The organism is Mesorhizobium sp. M7A.F.Ca.MR.362.00.0.0, from assembly GCF_004023175.1.
GTDB lineage: Bacteria > Pseudomonadota > Alphaproteobacteria > Rhizobiales > Rhizobiaceae > Mesorhizobium.
Genome location: NZ_RZTF01000152.1, coordinates 1 through 13,805, shown reverse-complemented (window position 1 = coordinate 13,805; position 13,805 = coordinate 1). Strand labels below are relative to the sequence as shown.

Below are 13,805 nucleotides of genomic sequence, written 5' to 3'. Positions count from 1 at the left end.
TCCCTATACGGGGAGAGGATGCCGGCAGGCAGGTGAGGGGCAGCGCCGGCGTTCGCAAAAAAGTGACGCGGATTCGAAATCCGAAGCGATTGCCCAGGTAAACGGCGGGGCGAAGTAGCTACCTTATCCGCGCGTCGATGATCTCGACGAAACGTGCGAACAGGCCGGCCTGCGACTTGATCTTGAGCTTGCGGTAGATGTTGCGGCGATGGACCTTCACGGTTCCCGGCACGATGCGCATGGCCCTGGCGATCGATTCCGTCGAATGCCCCTGCAGCACAAGGTCGACGACATGTTTTTCGCGCGGCGTCAGCGACAGGCTCTGCCAGATGTGGGCGCGGTCGAACTCGTTGACCGGAGTGGTTGTCTCGTCCTGCTGCGCCTCTGCCGGTTCGTCGGCCGGAAGGGCGGGCCAGCGCAGCCTGGCGAAGCTGATCACCGCCGGCGCCATGTCGCGCAGCAATCTGGCATCGGCGGTGCCGAACGGGCCTGAAGCGCGCAGCCGCATCAGTGAGAGCACCAGCGCATCCTTGCCCGGCAACGGCACGAAGAAGCCGACCTCCTCGGCCAGCCTGGTCTGGCTGTAGTAGGAGCGGAAATACTCGCTGGCATAGAAGCGGTCCGGCGCCAGTTCGCGCATGCGCCAGAACCCTTCCTTGCGCTCGACCGCCGCGTGATGGAACGGGTCGAGCAGATAGGGTCCCTCCTGGTAGAGCGCGACGAAGACGTGGCTTTCGGCCGGCGAGAAGGTCTCGAACAGCAGCGGCGGGCGCGCGGCGCCGCGATAGCCGAACACCACGCAGTGGTCGAAGCCGACATGGAGCCGCAGCCAATCGACCAGCGCATTGCCGAACAGGTCGCCGCTGGTCTCCCGCGTCGCCGCGACGAGCGTGGCGAGCTGGCTGTATTCGTCGCTGCGGGACAATCCATACCCCCTTAAACGAGAAAATAGATCAGATATACCACCTCAGAGGTATATACTAGCCGCCATTGGCTCTGCTAGCGTCCCGATATTGCCCTGTTGCTGGAGCCATCAGCCTTGACCGCAGTGCCCGACATCGAGTTTCGCGGCGTCACCAAGCGCTATGGCGCGGTGACCGCGGTAAGCGGCATCGATCTCGCTGTCCCGCCCTCCGCCTTTGTCGCGTTGCTCGGGCCGTCCGGCTGCGGCAAGACCACCTGCCTGCGCATGATCGGCGGCTTCGAACAGCCGAGCGAAGGCCGGGTGTTCATTCGCGGCCAGGATATGGCCGGGACGCCGCCCTACCGGCGGCCGGTCAACATGGTGTTCCAGCAATACGCGCTGTTTCCGCATCTCGATGTCGAGGACAATGTCGCCTACGGGCTGCGCCAGGCGCGGCCAAGGCTGTCTTCGCGCGAGATCGCCTCAAGAGCGGGCGAGGCGCTCGAAATGGTGCGGCTCGCCGGCTATGGCCGCCGCAAGATCCACGAACTGTCGGGCGGCCAGCAGCAGCGTGTGGCGCTGGCACGAGCCCTGGTCAACAAGCCGGCGGTGCTCTTGCTCGACGAGCCGCTGGCTGCGCTCGACAAGAAGCTGCGCACCGACATGCAGATCGAGCTGCAGAACCTGCAGCGCGAGATCGGCATCACCTTCGTGCTGGTCACGCACGACCAGGAGGAAGCGCTGTCGATGAGCGATTTAGTCTGCGTCATGAACGGCGGCCGCATCGTCCAGCTCGGGCAGCCGAGCGAGATCTATGACGAACCGGCCGATTTGTTCGTCGCCGATTTCGTCGGCAAGACCAACCTCTTGAGCGGTACCGTCGCCGGACATTCGGGCGAGCTGGTGGAGGTGGCGCTTGCCGACGGCACCGTCATTGCAGCGCGCAAACGAACCGCCCTGCAGCAAGGCGAGGCCGTTTCGGTCAGCCTGCGTCCTGAATCGCTCAGCCTTGGCGCCCAGACGGGCGGCCCCTTCAAAGGCGTCGTCCGCAACCGGATCTTCCTCGGCTCGACGGCGGAATACGCGATCGAGGTCCAGGGCATCGGAACGCTGCTGGCCAAGGCCGATCACCTGATCGGCCACGGCAATCTCTTCAAGCCGGGTGAACCCGTCGCCATCGGCTTTGCCTCCGGAACGCCGCTGGCGTTTGCGGAGACCAAGAACAACGGGGCCAACCAGAGGGTAGATAAACATGTCGAAATCATATCGTGACGGACTGCCGATAAGCCCCAAGAATTTTGTCGATCAGCTGATGCGTTTGAAGCGCGGCTCGATCGGCCGCCGCGACTTTCTCGGCCTCACCGGCCTTGGCATTGCCACGGCGGTGATGGCGCGCGAGATCGGCATCATGCCGACACCGGCCTTTGCCGCCGAAAGCCTTGGCGACCGCATGTCGATCGCCACCTGGCCGAACTACCATGACCCGGCGACGTTCGAGAATTTCAAGAAGGACACCGGCGTCGCCGTCGAGGTCAACGTGTTCGGCTCCAACGAGGAGATGCTGGCCAAGCTGCAGGCCGGCGCCTCGGGCTGGAGCCTGTTCGTGCCGACCAACTACACGATCTCGACTTACAAGAAACTCGGCATCATCGAGCCGCTGGAGATGGCGAAGCTGCCGAATTTCGACGGCTCGCAGCAAGATCCCCGCTTCACCGGGGAAGGCACGATCGATGCGGTGACCTATGCGGTGCCGAAGAACTGGGGCACCACCGGCTTTGCCGTCAACACGAAGAAGCTGACCAAGCCGATGACCACCTGGAAGGAGTTCTGGGATACCGCCATGGCCGAAGGCGACAGCCGCACCATGGTGCACGACTACCAGCTGACCACGATCGGCAATGCGCTGAAATATTACGGCTATTCGTTCAACTCGTTGAAGCAAGACGAGCTCGCCAAGGCGGAGGAACTGCTGCTCAAGGTCAAGCCGCATCTGTTCGCGGTCTCCTCCGACTACCAGCCGGGCATGCGCGCCGGCGACGCCTGGATGACGATGTGCTGGACGAACGATGGCGCGCAGTTGCATCGCGACATTCCCGAGATCGCCTATGTGCTGGGCAAGGAAGGCGGCGAGATCTGGACCGATTTCTACGCCATTCCGAAAGATGCGCCGAACAAGCCGGCCGGCTACGCCCTGCTCAACTACCTGATGAACCCGCAGGTGGCGGTGAAGGAGCATCTGGCCAATGGTGCGCCGTCGACCGATGCGCGGGTCAACAAGCTGCTGCCCAAGGAAGTGCTCGACAATCCGATCCTCTATCCGGCGGCCGACCTGTTGACGCCGCTGGAATTCGGCGCGGCGGCAACGCTGACAGATCCCGGCCGCGCAGAGCTGATGGCGCGCTTCAAGTCGGCCTGAGGGGCGGTCTGGCGCGGACAATTGACCGGCGGGCATATGTCCGCCGGTATCGGGGCGGTTTTCAATGCGCGGCAATAGATTTCGTCACAACCTCACGACCGCCATGCTGCTCGGTCCGGCGACCGCGTGGCTGGTGGTGTTTCTGGTGCTGCCATTCATTGCCATCGCGGTGTTCAGCGTCGGCGAACGGGCGCCGGAAGGCGGCTATCAAGCGGCTTTCACCTTCGCGCAATATGCCAATCTTCCGGCGCGGGCGGCTGCCTTCTGGAACACGATGGTGCTGGCGCCGATAGGGGCGCTCGCCTGTCTGCTCGTCGCTTATCCCGTTGCTTATTATCTTGCTCTGCGCGCACCGCAGCGCTGGCGGCTGATCCTGCTGGCGCTAGTCGTCATTCCGTTCTGGACCAGCCTTTTGATGCGGACCTATGCCTGGATGTATATCCTGGGCGGGCGCGGCATCCCGGCTCTGCTGTCCTATATCGGTTTCGAGGATATCAGGCTGATCAACACGCCGGGCGCGGTGCTGCTCGGCATCGTCTATGGCTACCTGCCGCTGATGATCCTGCCGATCTATGTCAGCCTTGAGCGGCTCGACCGCCGGCTGCTGGAAGCCTCCGCCGATCTCGGCGCGACGCCGCTCTCGACCTTCCTCGGCGTGACCCTGAAACTGTCGCTGCCGGGCGTGATGACCGGCTTCTCGCTGGTCATGATCCTGCTGCTGGGCGAATATCTGATCCCGACGCTGCTTGGCGGCGGCAAGGTGTTCTTTATCGGCAATGCGCTGGTCGACCTGTTCCTGCAATCGCGCAACTGGCCGTTCGGTTCGGCCATCGCGATCACGCTGGTGCTGGTTTCGGTGGTGGTGCTGATTGCCGCCAATCGCATTTCGACCCGGGTTTCGGGCGCCCGCCGGGTGGATTTGATCTGATGCGCGCCTTCGTCATTGTGGTGTTCGCCTTCCTCTATCTGCCGATCGCACTGGTCGTGCTGTTCTCCTTCAACGCCGGCCACCATGCCAGCGAGTTCACCGGCTTTTCGGTGCAATGGTACGGCAAGGCGCTGGCGAACCCGTTCCTGGTCGAAGCGCTGAAGAACAGCCTGTTCATCGCCACCACCAGCGCCTTGCTGGCGGCGTTGTGCGGCACTGCGGCGGCACTCGGCCTGGCGCGCGTCGGCATCAGAACACGCGCGGTCTTCGATGCGCTTCTGGGCGCCGCGATCGTCGTTCCGGGCGTCGTCATCGGCATTTCGACACTGGTCGCGCTCGTCCAGCTGTTCACGGTCGTCAATCCGTTCCTCGCCTCGATCTGGCCCGACGACCAGCCGCCGCGCCTGGCGCTCGGCTACGGCTCGATCATCGCGGCGCACGGCCTGTTCTCCATGGCGCTGGTGACGATGATCGTCGGCACGCGTCTCGGCAGCCTCGACCGCAATCTGGTCGAGGCGTCGAGCGATCTCTACGCCACGCCATTGACGACGTTCCGCTCGATCGTGCTGCCGCAGATCATGCCGGCCGTCGTTGCCGGTTTCCTGCTCGCCTTCACCTTCTCCTTCGACGATTTCATTGTGGCCTTCTTCGTCGCCGGGGCGCAGACGACGCTGCCGATCTATGTCTTCGCGTCGATCCGGCGCGGCGTGACGCCGGAGATCAACGCCATCGCGACGATCGTGCTCGTCGCTTCCGTGCTGCTTGTGGTGCTTGCCCAATGGCAATTGCGCCGGCGCAAGCCGTCGAACTGAAAGTCGCATCATGATCCTCAAAGACCGCATCGCCGTCGTGACCGGCGCCGGCTCCGGCATCGGGCGCGCCGGCGCCATGATCATGGGCAGGGAAGGCGCGGTGGTCGTCATCGCCGACAGGGATCAGGCCGCCGGCGAAGCAACGGCTTCGGACATAAGGGCAGTGGGCGGGCAGGCCGAGGCGATCGCCACTGACGTCGCGGACGATGGGGCGCTGGAAAAGCTCATTGCCGGCACGATCGAGAGGCACGGGCGCATCGACATCCTGCACAATCACGCCGGCATCCAGGTCGGCGGAACGCTGACCGAGGTCGAGGTCGGCGGCATGGACGCGTCATGGCGGGTCAATGTGCGGGCGCAGTTCCTGGCGGCCAGGATGGTCATGCCGTCGATGGTCGCACGAGGCGGTGGTGTCATCCTCAACACCGCCTCCAATTCGGGCGTGTTCTACGACCGCGAGATGATCGCTTACGCCACTTCCAAACACGCGGTAGTGGCAATGACGCGGCAGATGTCGCTCGACTATGCCCGGCACAATGTCCGCGTCAACGCGCTCTGCCCGGGCTGGGTCGACACGCCGTTCAACGAACCGTTCATCGCCCAGATGGGCGGACGCGAGGCGATCGAAACCTATGTCCGCACCAAGATTCCGATGGGACGCTGGGCCAGCGCCGATGAGATCGCGGAAGCGATCCTGTTCCTCGTCTCCGACCGCTCATCCTTCATGACCGGCCAGGCGCTGGTAATCGACGGCGGTGAAAGTATCGGCTGAGACTTGTGCTTTCTTTATCAATTGCCCTGTTTCAAAGCCTTTCCGATATACCACGTCACGACTTTCACCCATGCCGCTGGATTCCGGCAGGACTATAGTCCTGCCGGCATGGGACTTCAGTGCCATCGCCGTTCAAGAGCGCTGATTCGTGTTTAATATCAGATGGTTATGCTTCGGGCTGATCGGCAGATCGCGTATTGAGACAGCATTTGTCTAAAGTTTACTCTGTACAATTAGCGATTTCTCATAGGACGGTCGCTAGCGGTCGGGCCAGGTGACGATTCCCGAGGAGATTACCATGACAAACCGGAAAACTCTGTTCGCGGCGCTTGCCGCATTGGCGCTTCTGGCGTCTCCGGCGCTCGCCGGAGCCGGCGGCAACGGGCACGGCGGCGGCAATGGCGGTGGCAACGGCAACGGCGGGGGCAATGCCGGCGGTAACGGCGGCAATAGCAATGGCAAGAGCGGCGCTTCGCACGGCAAGTCTTCGTCGGCTCGGGGGCAGGTGGCAAAGGCCAAAACGGACGACACCACGGTCGACAAGACCACAAAGGTCTCGTCGGTTCCCAAGGAGAAGAACATCCACGCCAAGCTCGGTCGGCTGAACTCGCTTCAGCGCAACATCAACGCCTATATGAACTCGAAGAGCAAGAAGTTCGCTGCCATCCAGGCCTTCGTGACGCAGTCCGCCAAAGCCAAGGTTGCTCAGGCCGCCGCTGAAGCGGCCCAGGAGAAGCTGGATGCGCTGAATTCTCAGTTGACCGCGCTGACATCGCTGACGCCCGAGCAGATTGCGGCCATGACGCCCGAAGATCAGGCGGCCTTGCCTGGGAAGATAACGGATCTGGAGGCCGAAATCACTGCCCAGGAGGCAGAGGTCACCGCCGCCAATGAGGCGGCTGCCGCGGCAGAGGTCGGCACCGATGATGCATCGCTCGACGCGGCACTGGCGGATATGGCCAACAAGCCGGTCGACGCTGCGGTCACGTCCTGGGCTCAGGGCGTCCTTGCCGACAAGATCGACCAGACGGCCGCCGCGATGCAGGCGGAAACGACGCCGTAACGACTTGCCGTTGAATCGGCAGTAGCCAATCGAAGAAAGATGCCGCCGGGCCTTCGCCCGGCGGCATTGCTTTTTCCCGGTCATGGACTGGCTATCCCAGGATAGCCACCGAGCTGGCTATCCGGAGCTGGCGAGGTTCGAAACACTCAGACGTGCTTGCGGCCACCGGTCTCGCGGAACCAGCTGTCGGGGTACGGATACCACCATTCCTGGATTGCAGGCTTGTGGTCGATGATCACCATTTTGGAGCGGCGGAAGGCGTCGAGCCCCTGGCGTCCGAGCTCGCGGCCGAGGCCAGAGGCCTTCCAGCCGCCGAAGGGCAGGGCATCATTGTCGATCAGCGGGTTGTTGACCCAGACCATTCCGGCTTCGAGCCGTTCAGCCGCCTCGTGGGCTTCGGCCAGATCGGTGGTGAAGACAGAGGCGCCGAGCCCGAACGGGCTGTCATTGGCAAGCCGGATCGCCTCGTCGAAATCCCTGACCCGGCAGATGGCGGCGACCGGTCCAAAGCATTCTTCGCGCACGATTGCCATGTCCGGGGTGACGCCGGTCAGGATCGTCGGCTCGTAGAACCAGCCGGTGTTGTGTGCCGGAGGGATGCGTCCGCCGGTCACCGCCTTGGCGCCGTGGGCGATGGCATCGTCGACAAGACGCATGACTTTGGTCCGCGCGCTTTCGCTGACCAGCGGTCCGATCTCGGTCTTGTCCATGCCGTTGCCGATGCGCAGCGCCCGGGTCCTTTCGGCGAACAGCGCGACGAAGCGGTCATGAACGGCATCGACGACGAAGAAACGCTCGGCCGAAGTGCAGACCTGGCCGGTGAGGTGGAAGGCGGCGGTGACGCTTCCGGCCGCCGCGATCTCAAGCGGGGCATGCTCGCTTATGATCAGCGGATCGCTGCCGCCGGCCTCGATGACGCAAGGCTTCATGCGTTCGGCGCAGGCGACCGCCACCGCCTTGCCGGCGGCGACCGAGCCGGTGAAGGCGACGGCATGGGTGCGATCGGAGGCGATCAGCGCCTGCGCCGTGGCCGCTCCACCAGGCAGGCAGGAGACCAGCCCTTCCGGCAACGAGCGGAACACGGTCATGTAGTCCAGCGTCGACAGCGTCGTCGCCTCGGCCGGCTTGATGACGCAGGCATTGCCGGCGGCGAGCGATGCGGCGACCGTCCAGCACATCAGCAGGATCGGGAAGTTGTAGGGCATGATGTGGACGGATACGCCATAGGGCTCGTAGCGCGCATACTGGAACGAACCGGCCTGCGTCGTGCCGGCGATCTTGCCGGCATCGTCGCGCGCCATCTCGGCGTAGTAGCGGAAGATCGGCGCGCAGTTGGCGATCTCGCCGATCGCTTCGGGGTAGGGCTTGCCCATCTCGCGCACCATCAGCTCGGCGCAGCGGGTGAAGTTGGCCACCTCGATGGCGTTGGCGACGGCATGCAGGTGCTTGGCGCGGCTCTTGGCGTCGAGCTTTTTCCAGGCGGCCTGCGCCCTGGTCGCGGTGGTGAGCACGGCATCGATCTCGCTATCGCTGGCTGCAGCGATGGCGCCGACTGTTTCGATCGTCGCCGGATCGATCACCGGCTTTGCCGTGCCTGCCATCGGCCGGTAGTCCGGGTTGACGAAGAAGGTCGGCCGGTCAGGGGAGAAATCCATGGACATCCTCTCGGATCCGCTCAGCGGATCATGTAGACCTTCTTGATCGTCTCATGGACGGTGCAGACGCCTTTCCAGTCCTGCGGGAAGAAGGCTGCGGTGTCCGGTTCGATCTCGATGACCTCGCCGGATTCATGGACGTAGGTGCAGCGTCCTTCGAGGAAGTGGCAGAACTCGTCGCGGGTGACATGGCAGTGCCATTTCCCTGGTGTGCAGACCCAAAGCCCGCATTCGGAGCGGCCTTCCGGCCCCTTGTACAGCAGCTTGCCCGAGGTGTGGGATTGCCCCTCGATCATGGTCGGGATGACGCCCCAGTCGACGAGGTCGGTAATGGTGAGCGGGGATTTCATGATGGGTGTGGTCATGTCGATTTCCTTGAAAGGGTGCTCAGCGGCACATGAAGGCCTTGATCAGCGTTTGCGTGATGATGGAGGTGCCGGTCCAGCCGGCTGGGAAGAACACCAGCGTGCCGGCCTCGACCGGGATCTCTTCGCCGTCGTCATGGACATAGCTGCCGCGGCCTGAGAGGAAATGGCAGAACTCGTCGGCGTCAAACGTGACCTTGCGCGTGCCCGGCGTGCACGACCACAGGCCGCATTCGCTCGATCCGTCTGGGTTCCGGGACAGGACCCTGCCCGAGGCGCGCGGTGAACCGGCGAGCGTGTTGCTGCCCGCGCCCCAGTCCTCCAGTTCCACGGTCGAGGTCTTCGGCCAGTGCGGTGTCGGCATGTCGTCAAGCTCCGTGGTCAGGCCAGCATGTAGACGTTGCGCATGGTCTCATGCACGGTGCATTCACCCGTCCAGCCGGCCGGGAACATGACCACGGTGCCGGCCGAGACTTCTACCACTTCACCGACATCCGACCGGTAGGTCGCGCGGCCGGCGACGAAATGGCACAATTCATCGCGCGGGATGCTCAGGCGCCAGCGGCCTGGCGTGCACACCCAGATGCCGGATTCCGGCTGGTTGTTCGGGCCTTTGTGCACGAGTTTGCCGGTCGAGTGGGAGGCACCGTCCAACGCATCCGGCTGGGCGCCCCAGTCGACGAGATCGGCGCGGGTGGAGGCCTGGTGGAGGTGGGGAGCGGAGGAGGTCATAGCAGCGTCTCCAGCAACCCGGCTGCTTTCTCCGGCCCATTCTGCGCGCGCATCTGCGCCGATGTCTTCGCCAGCTTGGCTTTCATCGCCGGGTCGGTCAGGCAGGTTTCGATTTTGGCAATCAGCTCGGCATCGGTCCAGTCGTAGCGCGGCATGCCGAAGCCGTGGCCGGTTTCCTCTACGCGGGTGGCGTTGTCGTGGCCGTCCCAGACATAGGGCATGATGATCGCCGGCTTGCCGAAATAGAGGCACTCGGTGAAGGAGTTGTTGCCGCCATGGTGGATCACCGCATCGACCTGCGGGATAACCGAAGGCTGCGGGAACCAGCTCTCGACGATCACGTTGGCGGGCACGTCCGTGTACTGATCCTTGTAGCCGCCGACATTGACCAGCGCCCGGTAGCGCGTCTTGCCCAGCGTCGCGATGATGCGCTTCAACAGCTCGACATCGCCGGCGCCGAGGCTGCCGAAGGAGACATAGAGCAGCGGCCCGTCATTGTTTTTGGCGAATGTCGGCACCGTGTAGGGTTTCTCCTGCCGCACGCAGCCTTCCAGATACTGGAACTTTGCCGGGTCGAGCGGATGGCGGCGCTTGAACTTTGCCGCTTCGGGATAGAGCAGCAGGTTCAAATAGGGCGAGGCCTCGAAGAACTGGCCGATCGGATAAGGCGCCTCGTTGTTGGCGGCGAGGAAGGCGTTGAAGTCGTCATGGATCGGCTTGATCACCGCGTTGAAATGATCGCGGTAGCGCTGGTGACCGGCATGGTCGTTCTCGCCGCAGCCGGAGAGATGGGGCGGGATGTCCTCGTCGTCGATCTCGTTTTCCGAGCAGGAGATGACGCGCACCCAGGGTTTGCCGAACTGCTTGATGGCCGGAAACAGGATGACGTTGTCGACGCAGATCACATCCGGCTTGATGGCTGAGAGAACGCGCGGCAGATCCTTCTGCGCCCATTTGGCGCTGTCGACGATCGCCGTCCAGCAATCCTTGACGTAATTGTCGACCTGATCGTAAGGCGATTTGCGGAAGTTCGGGATGTGGCCGTTGATGAAATCCTCCCAGAATTTGGCCATCTGCTCGGGCGGCATCGGCTCCGACAGGTTCACCGGATGCGCCTCGAAACCGTAGCCCTTGTAGACATCGACAAAGCCGGGGTCGGACAGGAAAACGGCTTTGTGGCCGCGCGCCTCGACCGCCTGGGCGATGCCGACGGAATTGAGCGCCGGGCCGTAGGCCGCTTCTGGAAAAAACGCGATCGTCTTCTGCGCCATCAGGCTTCTCCTTTATTCTGCGAAAACTCTGACATCGGCGGCGTCCCAGCCGAGTTCGACCTGATCTCCCGACGCGACCGGCCGGCGGTCGGCGGCATCAGCGGTGACGCGCACCAGGAACGGCTTTGGCGACAGGGGGGTGCGGACATGCAGCTGCAGGTCGAGCCCCTGATAGGCCAGCGCCTCGACCGTGCCGGTGGTGCGGTTGGCGGTCTGAGCCTCCGGGAACAGCCGGATGCGCTCCGGCCGCACCGAAGCGACAGCGGATGCGCCGGGCGAGAGCGTTGCTGGAACCTTGCCGGATATTCGCGCGCCATTCGCGGCGACAACCCCATCGGCGGCGGCCTTGCCCGGCACGAAATTCATCACGCCGATGAAGTCGGCGACGAAACGGTCGGCCGGATGCTCATAGATCGCGTGCGGCGTGTCGCATTGCAGCAGCTTGCCGCCCTTGAGCACCGCCATGCGGTCGGCCATCACAAGCGATTCTTCCTGGTCGTGGGTGACGATGACGAAGGTGATGCCGACCTCATGCTGCAGGCGCTTCAATTCCAGCTGCATGGCGCCGCGCAGTTTCTTGTCGAGCGCGCCAAGCGGCTCGTCGAGCAGCAGCAGGCGCGGCCGCTTGACCAGCGCGCGGGCGAGCGCGACGCGCTGCTTCTGGCCGCCCGACAGTTGCTCCGGCTTGCGGTCGGCGAAGGGGACCAGCTCGGTTGTCGCCAGGATGGCGTCGACGCGGGAGCGGATTTCAGCCGCCGGCAAACGTTCCATCTCCAGGCCGTAGGAGACATTGGCGCGGACGCTCATATGAGGAAACAGTGCATAGGATTGGAACATCAGATTGACTGGCCGCTTGTTGGGCGGGGTTTTGGCAATGTCGCGGCCGTCGAGCAGGATGCGCCCGTCATTGGGCGTCTCGAAGCCTGCCAGCATGCGCAGCAGCGTGGTCTTGCCGCAGCCCGACGGGCCGAGCAGCGCGAAGAACTCATTCTCGCGGATGTCGAGCGAGATGCCGTCGACGGCGGTCACCCGGCCGAAATTCTTCGACACATGATCGATGGCCAGAAGCGTGCGGGGTTCGCTCATTGGCCTATGATCCCACGGTTGAGCCGCTGCGACAGGGTCAGCGCGGTGATCGAGACCGCCATGACGATGGTCGCCAGCGCGTTGATCTCCGGCGTGATGCCGAAGCGGATCATGGCGTAGATCTGCATCGGCAGCGTCGTCGAGGCGCGGCCGGCGCCGGCGGTGAAGAAGGCGATGATGAATTCGTCGACCGAGAGCGTGAAGGCGAGCAGCGCGCCGGCGATCACCGCCGGCGCGATGACCGGCAATGTCACCCGCCGGAAGGTGGTGAGCGCGGAGGCGCCGAGATCGGCCGAGGCCTCGACGATCGACCAGTCGAAACTCTTCAGCCGGGCACGCACCACCGAGCAGACAAAGGCGAGGTTGAAGACGACATGGGCGAGGATGATCGTGTGCAGGCCCATGGTCAGATTGAGCATCGAGAAGAACGACAGCAGCGCGATCGCCAGCACGATGTCGGGAATGATCATCGGCGCGAAGATCAGCGCTTCGAGGCCCTTGCCGTATTGCCGGCGCATCTCGATGCCGATCGCCAGCAGCGTGCCGAGCAGCGTGGCGATCGCGGTCGAGACCAGTGCCACGATCAGCGTGTTGAGCGCAGCGGACAGGATCGCCGAATTGCCGGCCAGCGAGGCATACCATTTCAGCGAAAAGCCCGACCATGCCGTCGGCAGCCCGCCTTCGTTGAAGGAAAGCGCGACCAGCACGACTATCGGGATGTAGAGGAAGGCGAAGACCAGGCTCAGCACGAGCCAGAGCGTGCGCCGCGTGGCGGGGGAGCGCTCAGCCATCGGTGTCTCCGCCGGCTTGCGCGGCGTGGCCCGAGGCGCGATTGGCGGCCAGCGCCTGCGCCATCAGCACCAGAAGCATGATGGCGATCAGCGCCATCGCGAGCGCGGCGCCGAATGGCCAGTCGTTGGCAGTCAGGAACTGGTCGTAGACGAGGTTGCCGATCATCTGGAAGCGGCCGCCGCCGAGCAGCGCGGGCGTGACGAAATTGCCGATCGATAGCACGAACACAAACACTGCGCCGGCGGCAATGCCCGGCACGGTCAGCGGCAGGATGACACGGCGGAATGTGGTGGCGGCGGAGGCGCCGAGGTCACGCGAGGCTTCGGCGAGTTCCGGGTTGAGGCGCGACAGCGGCGCGTAGCAGGCGAGGATGACGAAGGGCAAATAGTTGTAGACGAGACCGGCAATAACCGCGCCTTCCGTATAGAGCATCGATGGTGGCTCGCCGGTGTAGCCGAACCAGCGCAACAACTGCGTGATCAGGCCTTCGCGGTTGAGCAGCACGATCCACGCATAGGTGCGGATGAGGTAATTGGACCAGAACGGCAGCACGGCGAAGAATAGGAACACCGGCTGCCACCGGCGCGGGGCGGCTGATATTGCATAGGCGGCGGCATAGCCGATCACCACCGCGATCAGGGTCGCAGTGCCGGCGATGCGCGCCGAATTGAGGAAAATGCCGGCATAGAGCGGGTCGAAGACCAGGCCGAAATTCTCCAGCGTGAAGGTGTATTCGATGCCGCCATAGATGCCGCGCCGGAAGAAGGCGAGCGCCAGCACCAATGCGCACGGCACCACCATCAAGGCCGCGAGCCAGGCCAGTGCCGGGGCCATCAGCAGGGAGGAGCGGGAGGGGGTGTATTTCACGGAGGAGTGCCCCCCTCTGCCCTGCCAGTCTCTTCAAGGGCATGGAAATGATGTTCGGGCAGTTGCCCCCTCACCCGGATTGCCAACCGAATTGCGAAGGGCAATTCGGGGCAATCCGACCTCTCCCCGAGGGGAGAGGAGG

At 63.9% G+C, this 13,805-nt stretch carries 15 protein-coding genes; 6 read left to right on the top strand and 9 right to left on the bottom strand.

Going from position 1 to position 13,805, the window contains the following annotated elements; translation table 11 throughout:
- Positions 1-118 precede the first annotated feature (118 nt).
- Positions 119-925, bottom strand: coding sequence for a LuxR C-terminal-related transcriptional regulator (locus tag EOC06_RS19020; RefSeq protein ID WP_128308504.1), 807 nt, complete (start codon positions 923-925; stop codon positions 119-121).
- 114 nt (positions 926-1,039) lie between these two features.
- Here EOC06_RS19020 and EOC06_RS19015 point away from each other — a divergent pair, with 114 nt between their 5' ends.
- The 6 genes from EOC06_RS19015 to EOC06_RS18990 all read left to right on the top strand — a co-directional run bounded on the left by EOC06_RS19015 (position 1,040) and on the right by EOC06_RS18990 (position 6,895).
- Positions 1,040-2,176, top strand: coding sequence for an ABC transporter ATP-binding protein (locus EOC06_RS19015; protein ID WP_128308503.1), 1,137 nt, complete (start codon positions 1,040-1,042; stop codon positions 2,174-2,176).
- Positions 2,157-3,320, top strand: coding sequence for a PotD/PotF family extracellular solute-binding protein (locus EOC06_RS19010; RefSeq protein ID WP_127396851.1), 1,164 nt, complete (start codon positions 2,157-2,159; stop codon positions 3,318-3,320). Before EOC06_RS19015 ends, EOC06_RS19010 begins: the two co-directional genes overlap by 20 nt.
- A gap of 64 nt (positions 3,321-3,384) precedes the next feature.
- Positions 3,385-4,248, top strand: a complete 864-nt coding sequence (locus tag EOC06_RS19005; RefSeq protein ID WP_127266978.1) for an ABC transporter permease — start codon at positions 3,385-3,387, stop codon at positions 4,246-4,248.
- Entirely contained in the window at positions 4,248-5,060 is an 813-nt protein-coding gene (locus EOC06_RS19000) for an ABC transporter permease (RefSeq protein WP_128308502.1), read from the top strand. Before EOC06_RS19005 ends, EOC06_RS19000 begins: the two co-directional genes overlap by 1 nt.
- A gap of 10 nt (positions 5,061-5,070) precedes the next feature.
- Positions 5,071-5,832: an SDR family NAD(P)-dependent oxidoreductase gene (locus tag EOC06_RS18995; RefSeq protein ID WP_127321335.1), complete on the top strand. Its 762-nt coding sequence runs from the start codon at positions 5,071-5,073 to the stop codon at positions 5,830-5,832.
- Between the two features lie 298 nt (positions 5,833-6,130).
- A complete protein-coding gene (locus tag EOC06_RS18990) occupies positions 6,131-6,895 on the top strand; it encodes a hypothetical protein (protein ID WP_128308501.1) in 765 nt (254 codons plus the stop codon).
- A 146-nt stretch (positions 6,896-7,041) separates the two neighbouring features.
- On the opposite strand, the gene EOC06_RS18985 is transcribed toward EOC06_RS18990, so the two are convergent.
- Genes EOC06_RS18985 through EOC06_RS18950 form a run of 8 tightly spaced genes read right to left on the bottom strand, consistent with a single transcriptional unit; the run spans position 7,042 to position 13,630 of the window.
- The gene (locus tag EOC06_RS18985) at positions 7,042-8,550 is read right to left on the bottom strand and encodes an aldehyde dehydrogenase (RefSeq protein ID WP_128308500.1); all 1,509 of its coding nucleotides are present in this window, start codon (positions 8,548-8,550) and stop codon (positions 7,042-7,044) included.
- 20 nt (positions 8,551-8,570) lie between these two features.
- Positions 8,571-8,915, bottom strand: a complete 345-nt coding sequence (locus EOC06_RS18980) for a cupin domain-containing protein (protein WP_013528939.1) — start codon at positions 8,913-8,915, stop codon at positions 8,571-8,573.
- 22 nt (positions 8,916-8,937) lie between these two features.
- Positions 8,938-9,279, bottom strand: a complete 342-nt coding sequence (locus tag EOC06_RS18975) for a cupin domain-containing protein (RefSeq protein ID WP_128308499.1) — start codon at positions 9,277-9,279, stop codon at positions 8,938-8,940.
- A 17-nt stretch (positions 9,280-9,296) separates the two neighbouring features.
- Positions 9,297-9,647, bottom strand: a complete 351-nt coding sequence (locus EOC06_RS18970; protein WP_128308498.1) for a cupin domain-containing protein — start codon at positions 9,645-9,647, stop codon at positions 9,297-9,299.
- On the bottom strand, positions 9,644-10,918 hold the full coding sequence (locus EOC06_RS18965; RefSeq protein ID WP_128308497.1) for a glycosyltransferase: 1,275 nt from the start codon (positions 10,916-10,918) through the stop codon (positions 9,644-9,646). The genes EOC06_RS18970 and EOC06_RS18965 overlap by 4 nt, the downstream gene beginning before the upstream one ends.
- Before the next feature lie 12 nt (positions 10,919-10,930).
- The gene (locus EOC06_RS18960) at positions 10,931-12,004 is read right to left on the bottom strand and encodes an ABC transporter ATP-binding protein (RefSeq protein ID WP_128308496.1); all 1,074 of its coding nucleotides are present in this window, start codon (positions 12,002-12,004) and stop codon (positions 10,931-10,933) included.
- Positions 12,001-12,795, bottom strand: coding sequence for an ABC transporter permease (locus EOC06_RS18955; protein WP_127396479.1), 795 nt, complete (start codon positions 12,793-12,795; stop codon positions 12,001-12,003). Before EOC06_RS18955 ends, EOC06_RS18960 begins: the two co-directional genes overlap by 4 nt.
- Positions 12,788-13,630 carry an ABC transporter permease gene (locus EOC06_RS18950; protein ID WP_128308505.1) on the bottom strand — a complete coding sequence of 281 codons (843 nt, stop codon included), beginning with the start codon at positions 13,628-13,630 and terminating at the stop codon, positions 12,788-12,790. The genes EOC06_RS18955 and EOC06_RS18950 overlap by 8 nt, the downstream gene beginning before the upstream one ends.
- Positions 13,631-13,805 lie beyond the last annotated feature (175 nt).

Excerpts from the sequence above, each read along its gene's own strand:
- EOC06_RS19010 (WP_127396851.1), top strand. The coding sequence starts at position 2,157 with ATGTCGAAATCATATCGTGACGGACTGCCGATAAGCCCCAAGAATTTT.
- EOC06_RS19005 (WP_127266978.1), top strand. The coding sequence starts at position 3,385 with ATGCGCGGCAATAGATTTCGTCACAACCTCACGACCGCCATGCTGCTC.
- EOC06_RS19000 (WP_128308502.1), top strand. The coding sequence starts at position 4,248 with ATGCGCGCCTTCGTCATTGTGGTGTTCGCCTTCCTCTATCTGCCGATC.
- EOC06_RS18995 (WP_127321335.1), top strand. The coding sequence starts at position 5,071 with ATGATCCTCAAAGACCGCATCGCCGTCGTGACCGGCGCCGGCTCCGGC.
- EOC06_RS18990 (WP_128308501.1), top strand. The coding sequence starts at position 6,131 with ATGACAAACCGGAAAACTCTGTTCGCGGCGCTTGCCGCATTGGCGCTT.
- EOC06_RS18985 (WP_128308500.1), bottom strand. The coding sequence starts at position 8,550 with ATGGATTTCTCCCCTGACCGGCCGACCTTCTTCGTCAACCCGGACTAC.
- EOC06_RS18980 (WP_013528939.1), bottom strand. The coding sequence starts at position 8,915 with ATGACCACACCCATCATGAAATCCCCGCTCACCATTACCGACCTCGTC.
- EOC06_RS18975 (WP_128308499.1), bottom strand. The coding sequence starts at position 9,279 with ATGCCGACACCGCACTGGCCGAAGACCTCGACCGTGGAACTGGAGGAC.
- EOC06_RS18970 (WP_128308498.1), bottom strand. The coding sequence starts at position 9,647 with ATGACCTCCTCCGCTCCCCACCTCCACCAGGCCTCCACCCGCGCCGAT.
- EOC06_RS18965 (WP_128308497.1), bottom strand. The coding sequence starts at position 10,918 with ATGGCGCAGAAGACGATCGCGTTTTTTCCAGAAGCGGCCTACGGCCCG.
- EOC06_RS18960 (WP_128308496.1), bottom strand. The coding sequence starts at position 12,004 with ATGAGCGAACCCCGCACGCTTCTGGCCATCGATCATGTGTCGAAGAAT.
- EOC06_RS18955 (WP_127396479.1), bottom strand. The coding sequence starts at position 12,795 with ATGGCTGAGCGCTCCCCCGCCACGCGGCGCACGCTCTGGCTCGTGCTG.
- EOC06_RS18950 (WP_128308505.1), bottom strand. The coding sequence starts at position 13,630 with ATGGCCCCGGCACTGGCCTGGCTCGCGGCCTTGATGGTGGTGCCGTGC.